Here is a 6,209-nt window from a genome sequence, read left to right as displayed (position 1 = left end):
CGAGTTTCTGCTGTTCAATGGAAGACCTTTGAGAACTTTAAAAAATTATTCAGGCACTGGACGGATAAGATAACCTGGATCGTAACGGGTTTATGGCAGATGTATAAAAATTTGATTCTTATGGCAAATATCCAGATTTAGTGGTTGACTTTTTCCGTTATTCGTATAATATAACAAAATTCGCGCTGTTTTATGTAAAGCGCAGAGGTTTCATCCTAAAGGTGTATATTCCCAACAAAAAAAAGTGGTATTACCCTTAAAGTTAGAAAGTGGTATTATTTTTTATTTTTATTACAGGAGACTGCCAACATGGCTAATGGTATCGTAAAATGGTTTAACGACACAAAAGGTTTTGGATTTATCGAACAGGAAGACGGAAAAGATGTATTTGTGCATCACTCAGGTATTAATTCAACAGGTTTTAAATCTCTGAATGAAGGGGACCGTGTTTCATTTGACATCGAAGATGGACAGAAAGGTCCTGCAGCAACAAATGTAACCGTGTTATAGTTAACCGTTTTATTTGTTTTAAAAGAGTCATCTTGGTGACTTGAAAAATTAAAGCCCCTGGATGGGATACCGTCCAGAGGCTTTTTGTTTTTGCGAAAAACTATCCGTTGCCCCCAATCAAAAGAACAAAAGCAAAAAGGACTCTCAATTTTTCAATTAGATGAAAAAAGTAATTCCTAAGCTTTTAAAGCTCATAAGGTGTCAAGCTTTCCCATCCGTTTTCAGTTACCACCAGGGTCTGCTCAAACTGTGCAGACAAAGACCCGTCATCGGTGACTGCTGTCCACCGGTCTTCAAGTACATGAAGCTCTTTTTTCCCTAGATTAATCATGGGCTCAATGGTAAACACCATACCGGGAACAAGGCAGATCCCTTTCCCACTGGTCCCGAAATGGAGAACCTGGGGTTGCTCATGAAAATCAATACCCACCCCATGACCGACAAACTCCCGAACCACAGAACAGCCGCAAGACTCTGCATAACTTTGAATGGCAAAACCGATATCTCCCAATGTTGCACCGGGAGCTATTGTTTCAATCCCTCTTTTTAAGGATTCGGCAGCTACACTGACAATTTTTTTCCCTTGTTCAGTAGGCGTTCCCACAAAAAAAGTTTTGCTGGCATCCGCATAATACCCGTTAAGTACGGGTGTGATATCCACATTGACAATATCGCCGTCTTTTAAAACACGGTCGCCGGGTATGCCGTGACAGATGACGTCATTGACCGAGGTACAGACACTTTTGGGAAAACCCCTGTAATTTAAGGGTGCCGGAATCGCTCCGGCCTTAATGGTTTCTTCATGAACAAAAATATTAATATCTTCTGTTTTGAGTCCGGGTTTAATCATTTTTTCAACCCGGTTGAGAATTGACATTAAAAGCTCCCCGCATTTTTTAATGCCTTCGATCTGGTGGGATTCTTTTAAATGGATATCATATCTTCGTTTGTATTCTTCCTTTATGCTGATTTCTATTTTTTTGTTTCGGCAGCAGTTCTTATATTTTTTTTTGCTTCCGCATGGACAGAGGGTATTCCGCCCGATCTTTACAGCTTTCTTTTTCATTTATAGCCAAGCTCCTACAGGATGGCCCCACAATGAATGGGGATATGCATCTTCAATTCTAATCTTGATAATATCGCCTATATTGACATGTTCGGATGGAAAATGCACGATTTTATTGGACTCATTCCGTCCTACCATCTGTTCCAGATTTTCTAGGATCTGTTTAAATCCATCCCGTTTTTTTACGCTTTTACCTTCAACAAGGACTTCTAATGTCTTCCCGATCAGTTCTTTGTTCTTCTTTCCAGTATACTGTTCCTGTAATTGTAAGAGATTATTCAACCTTTCCCTTTTTTCCTTTTCGTCAATCTGCTCGGAAAACTTTGCTGCAGGCGCGGATGATCGGTCAGAATATGCAAAAGCATATATGGAATCAAATTCAATTTCACGCAAAAGATTCATAGTATCATTAAAGTCTTCATTGGTTTCCGATGGGAACCCAACAATAATATCTGTTGAAAGTGCAATATCAGGACATTGTTTTTTTAAGTCGGAAATCCTGTCCATATATTTCTCTCGGGTATATCCTCTGTTCATCTTTTTAAGAATTTTATTTGATCCGGACTGTACCGGCAGATGAAGATGGTTGCAGACTTTATCAAGATCCCGGATGGCATAAACCAGATCCATGGAAAGGTCCTTTGGATGGGATGTGGCAAATCGTATCCGATGGATTCCGTTTATTTCATTTATTTTAGCCAAAAGCTGCACAAATGAAATCTGGCCTTCTTTTTGACCATAGGAATTTACATTTTGCCCTAAAAGGGTTACCTCCTTAACACCGGACTTGGCAAGTAAAGAGATTTCTTCTACAATACTTTCGGGTTTACGGCTTCTTTCTCTGCCCCGGACATAAGGCACCACACAATAGGTGCAAAAATTATCACACCCCTGCATAATGGTGACAAATCTGGATATTTTATTTTCGTCAAAACAGGAGGTATCCGGCAAGGATTCGTAAATCATCTGGGAGTCCTTAGTATCCACCACTCTCTGTTTTCCGGATTTTACCGCATCAATATACTGGCCAAATCTTGAAAATGCCTGGGTACCTAAGACAATATCAAGATGTGGAACCCGATCAAATGCTTTTTTTCCCTCCTGCTGGGCCACGCACCCTGCCATGACTGTGATTAGATGAGGTTTTCTTTTTTTAATTTTGGCAAACCTGCCCAGAAAACTAAATGCTTTTTCTTCTGCCTTGTGCCGAATCGAACAGGTATTGCAAACAACAATGTCAGCTTTATCCATATCATCGGTTTTTTCAAACCCGTAAGAATTTAAAATTGAGGCCAGTTTTTCAGAATCGTATACATTCATCTGACAGCCAATAGTATATATATAGGCATATCCACTATACTTCATTAAACATAAAATCCTTTTTTAACTCTTCAACGATTATTTGGGCTGATTTCATACGATCCGGTGCGATTGCAAGCCTGATATGGCCCTTTTGGGGGTCCAGGGTTGTCGCGACCGCCACACCTTCATGGGCCTCAAAAATAAACCGGATAAATCCGATTTTGGTTTTATCAACCATATATTCTTTGTAGACCGTTTTCATAAATTTCACTCCCGCTTTCTTTAAGCGAGTTAATATATCATTATTGCTTAAAACTTCAAATAGCTAACCCTGTAATTGCTAAAAAAAATAAATTAGGAGTAAGATGCTCGAACTATCCTATGAATAAAACTTGTAATTTCTTTCAGGATCCTTAACATTGAAATAGTAAAAAAAGTTATAACGACCTGTGATATTTATAAATCGGCTTCATTAAGCTTAAGCCAGGGTGGTAACATAAATGGAAAATCAATCTAATCTCCATCATTTGGTTCTCGGAAAACTCAATGATTTTTTGACCGGTTCTGTTTTAGCAGACACTCTTGATGAAAGATACCGGCAAAAAATTGCAAAAAATCTTGTAATAAACGGCAGATTTGAAAAAAAAGATGTTAAAAGCAATATAATCCTTGAGGTTGTCGCAGGTCATAAAAAGGCTGCCATAAAAGTTGATTTTCTTGTCAAATATCAAGGGAAAACCATTGCACTGATAAAATATGCACCCGGCTCCCTTGTCACCAGGAGACTTTCTACCCTGGCAGTATCAAGAATAATTAAACCTTACCAGATCCCCATTGTTGTTGTCACCAATGGAGAGGATGCTGAGATTCTTGATGGGAATTCAGGAAAAGTAATGGCTACCGGGCTTGAAAATTTACTTGATAAAGAGATTGTAAAAGAAAATATGATATCTTTTTCATTTAAGCCGATTAAAAAAACCATGTTCGATCAGGCATCAAGAATTGCATATGCCTGTGAGGTTGATGGGGCCTGTCCCTGTGATTCAGATGTCTGTATCATTGAATAAGAATTTACGGGTTTTTTTAGGACAATCTGTGCAATTGTTTCTTGAATTATTTGTTTAGCATTTTTTTCAGATAATAGCCTGTGTAGGACCTTTTATTTTGAGCGATTTCTTCAGGTGTTCCCAATGCAACGATTTCTCCGCCTTTATCCCCACCTTCAGGCCCAAGATCGATGATGTGATCCGCACATTTGATGACATCAAGATTATGCTCTATCACGACCACTGTATTTTTTGAATCGACCAGTTTATTCAGAACAAATAGTAATTTGTTAATATCATCTAAATGGAGCCCTGTGGTGGGTTCGTCCAGTATATAGATGGTTTTACCGGTTCCTTTTTTTGACAGCTCCTTTGCCAGCTTTATTCTTTGAGCTTCTCCTCCAGACAAGGTCGTGGCGGCTTGGCCAAGTTTTATATATCCGAGTCCGACTTCTATGAGGGTTGCAAGTTTGGTTCTGATAGACGAGATATTTTCAAAAAACCGAATCGATTGATTAATGGTCATGTCCAGAACCTGGGCAATGTTTTTACCTTTATATCTGATATCCAGGGTTTCCCTGTTGTATCGTTTCCCCTTGCAGACATCACAGGCCACATAGACATCAGGTAGAAAATGCATTTCAATCTTAATGATACCATCACCGGTACAGGCTTCACACCGGCCTCCTTTGACATTAAAGCTGAACCGGCCGGGTTTGTATCCCCTTGCTTTTGATTCGCGGGTTTTGGAAAACAGGTCCCTGATATAATTAAAAACCTGGGTATAAGTGCCAGGGTTGCTTCTGGGCGTTTTCCCGATGGGAGATTGATCAATATGAACCACCTTATCAATATGTTCAAGGCCCTTGATATCTTTATAACTGCCGGGAGTTTTCCTGGAACGGTTGATCCTGTTTGCAAGAATCTGATAAAGTGTGGATAAAACAAGAGTTGATTTTCCTGATCCTGAAACACCGGTTACACAGGTAAAACATCCTATGGGGAAAGAGACATCAATTTTTTTAAGATTATTTGAATTTGCCTGATAAATGCTTAATGACTTTCCAATACCGTTTCTTCTTTTTTCAGGGATTTTAATATATTTTTTACCGGACAAATAAAGACCGGTTAATGAAGTCTTACATTTGATAAGTTCTTCAGGAGGACCTGCAAAAACAACCTCGCCGCCGTTTATTCCTGCTGCAGGTCCGATATCAATCACATAATCGGAAGAAAGGATAGTCTCTTCATCATGCTCAACAACCAATACGGTATTGCCAAGATTCCGAAGGTTCATCAAGGTGGTCAATAATTTTGCATTATCCTTTTGGTGGAGCCCGATACTGGGTTCATCCAGCACATAAAGCACCCCTGTCAGTTTAGATCCGATTTGGGTGGCAAGACGGATTCTTTGGGCTTCGCCGCCGGACAGCGTTGCAGCCGATCTGCCGAGACTAAGGTATTCAAGGCCGACATCCTGTAAAAAACCCAAGCGTTCCGCAAGCTCTTTGATAATTCTGGCTGCGATAATTTGGTCTTTATCTTTAAGGCTTAAAGATGAGATATACTGAACTGATTGTTGTATGGAAAGAGAAGTGATTTCCCAGATGGTTTTATCCCCGACCCTGACAGACCCGGATGCTTTATTGAGTCTTGTTCCATTACAAAAAGAGCAGGTTTTAAAATTCAAGAATTTTTTTATTTCTTCTCTCATATAGCTGGAGTCTGTTTCAAGATACCGTCTTTCCAGGTTTGGAATCACGCCTTCAAAGGTTTTTTTATAAACGATTTTTTTGTCCATTCTTTCAACATAAAATGGTATTTCTTCTTTGTTTGATCCTAAAAGCAAAATTTGTTGGAATTTGGGAGAGAGCTCTTTGAAGGGTTTATAAATATCTTCTTTATAATGGGTAACCAGGGCATCAAGAAACTCCATAAACTGAACTGAATCCCTGTTTTCCCAGGGGATTATCGCTCCTTGCCTTAAAGAAAGCGCTTGATCCGGGACAATCAGATCCGGATCAAACTGGGTGACTGACCCTAAACCGTCGCACTTGGGGCAGGCTCCCTGAGGCGAGTTAAATGAGAAAGACGCCGGTGTAAATTCAGGATAACTGACCCCGCACTTAACACATGATGCTTTTTCACTGAAAAGGGTTTCCTCGTTTCGGGTCAGATCAAGTATGGTTACAAGCCTCTCCGACAACGAAAGAGCAAGTTCCAAGGAGTCTGTCAGGCGTTTTTCAATACCATCTTTAATGATCAGTCGGTCTACAACAACATCA

Annotated in this window: 6 protein-coding genes; 2 read left to right on the top strand and 4 right to left on the bottom strand. The window is 39.7% G+C overall.

Features of this window, described 5'->3' with window-relative positions; translation table 11 throughout:
• Window positions 1–309 precede the first annotated feature (309 nt).
• Window positions 310–510 (top strand): cold-shock protein, encoded by a 201-nt coding sequence (locus QAI40_RS16475; RefSeq protein WP_299983836.1) that lies wholly within the window; start codon window positions 310–312, stop codon window positions 508–510.
• Window positions 511–694: 184 nt separating this feature from the next.
• Here the strand turns inward: QAI40_RS16475 and map are convergent, their stop codons facing one another.
• From map to QAI40_RS16460, 3 genes are read right to left on the bottom strand one after another with little or no spacing between them, the layout of a single operon-like run.
• Window positions 695–1,576, bottom strand: a complete 882-nt coding sequence (map, locus tag QAI40_RS16470) for a type I methionyl aminopeptidase (RefSeq protein ID WP_299983834.1) — start codon at window positions 1,574–1,576, stop codon at window positions 695–697.
• Complete coding sequence (gene miaB, locus QAI40_RS16465; RefSeq protein WP_299983832.1) at window positions 1,577–2,941, bottom strand: tRNA (N6-isopentenyl adenosine(37)-C2)-methylthiotransferase MiaB; 1,365 nt, start codon at window positions 2,939–2,941, stop codon at window positions 1,577–1,579.
• Window positions 2,931–3,140: a DUF4911 domain-containing protein gene (locus QAI40_RS16460; protein WP_299983831.1), complete on the bottom strand. Its 210-nt coding sequence runs from the start codon at window positions 3,138–3,140 to the stop codon at window positions 2,931–2,933. Before QAI40_RS16460 ends, miaB begins: the two co-directional genes overlap by 11 nt.
• A gap of 238 nt (window positions 3,141–3,378) precedes the next feature.
• Between QAI40_RS16460 and QAI40_RS16455 the strand changes: the two genes are divergently transcribed.
• Window positions 3,379–3,945 carry a type I restriction enzyme HsdR N-terminal domain-containing protein gene (locus QAI40_RS16455; protein ID WP_299983830.1) on the top strand — a complete coding sequence of 189 codons (567 nt, stop codon included), beginning with the start codon at window positions 3,379–3,381 and terminating at the stop codon, window positions 3,943–3,945.
• A 46-nt stretch (window positions 3,946–3,991) separates the two neighbouring features.
• Here the strand turns inward: QAI40_RS16455 and uvrA are convergent.
• Window positions 3,992–6,209: excinuclease ABC subunit UvrA (uvrA, locus tag QAI40_RS16450; protein WP_304511850.1), on the bottom strand; the 2,218-nt coding region annotated here is incomplete at its 5' end.

The organism is Desulfobacula sp. (assembly GCF_030611305.1).
Taxonomy (GTDB): Bacteria; Desulfobacterota; Desulfobacteria; order Desulfobacterales; family Desulfobacteraceae; genus Desulfobacula.
The sequence above is the reverse complement of the archived record's forward strand: the minus strand, read 5'-3'. Positions and strand labels throughout refer to the sequence as shown.